The sequence below is a fragment of the Streptomyces sparsus genome, from assembly GCF_054776295.1.
This window is the reverse complement of record NZ_BAAHCA010001354.1, coordinates 1-965: the sequence shown is the minus strand read 5'-3', so window position 1 is coordinate 965 and position 965 is coordinate 1. Positions and strand designations below refer to the sequence as shown.

Sequence of the window (965 nt, the reverse complement as noted above, 5' to 3'; positions counted from 1 at the left end):
CCTGTCGGGCCCTGCTCGGGACCGTTCTGCCTCTGCGTCCCGGGCCCGTACCGGCGGGACGGTGTACCTGCCGAGCCGGAGCACCGGTCGGCGGCCGCTCCTGACGAACGGAAGCCCGCGATGACCCCGCATCGGCACGCCACACCCGCCGTACCCGCCACACCCGCCGTACCCACCGCTCCCGCCGCTCCCACCGCTCCCGCCGCTCCCACCGCACCCACGGTGAACGGCTCCCGCCGGGCGCCGTCGCCCGCCGCCAGGTGGCTGGCCGCACTGCGCATCGCAATGGGCTTCGTCTTCCTCTGGGCGTTCCTGGACAAGACCTTCGGCTGGGGCTACGCCACCACGTCGGAGCGGGCCTGGGTCAACGGCGGTTCACCCACCCAGGGCTACCTGGGCGGGGTCGAGGTCGGCCCGATGGAGTCCACCTTCCACGCCTGGGCCGGCACCGCCTGGGCGGACTGGCTGTTCATGCTGGGCCTGCTGGCCGTCGGCACCGCGCTGCTCGCGGGAGTGGCACTGCGCCTGGCGGCTGTGGCCGGCTCCCTGATGATGGCGCTGATGTGGGTGGCCGAGTGGCCGCCGGCCCGGGAGCTCTCCGACGGCACCCCCAGCATGTCCGTCAACCCCTTCGTCGACTACCACGTGGTCTACGCCGTGGTGCTGGTCGTGCTGGCGCTCACCGCCGCCGGAAGGGTGTGGGGCCTGGGCCGCGTCTGGTCCCGGCTACCGCTCGTCCAGCGCACCCCGTGGCTTCGATAACCCGCGCCCCCGCCCCGGAGCCCGCACCCCGCACCCCGCACCCCCCGCCCCGGAGCCCGAGCGCCGGTCCCGCCCGGCCGAGGCCGGAAGTGACGAAACCGGAGGAAACCTCCCAGGACGGGGTACCCGGCAGCCGTTCCCGGCAGTGACCGGGACGCCTGACCGGAGGGACACGATGGACGAGGCCCCGCACAGCCTGGTCC

The 965-nt window shown here is 74.5% G+C and carries 1 protein-coding gene; it reads left to right on the top strand.

Annotation, left to right across the window (positions count from 1 at the left end; translation table 11 throughout):
- Positions 1-120 precede the first annotated feature (120 nt).
- On the top strand, positions 121-762 hold the full coding sequence (locus ACYVE9_RS28385) for a hypothetical protein (protein WP_461030754.1): 642 nt from the start codon (positions 121-123) through the stop codon (positions 760-762).
- Positions 763-965: the final 203 nt, after the last annotated feature.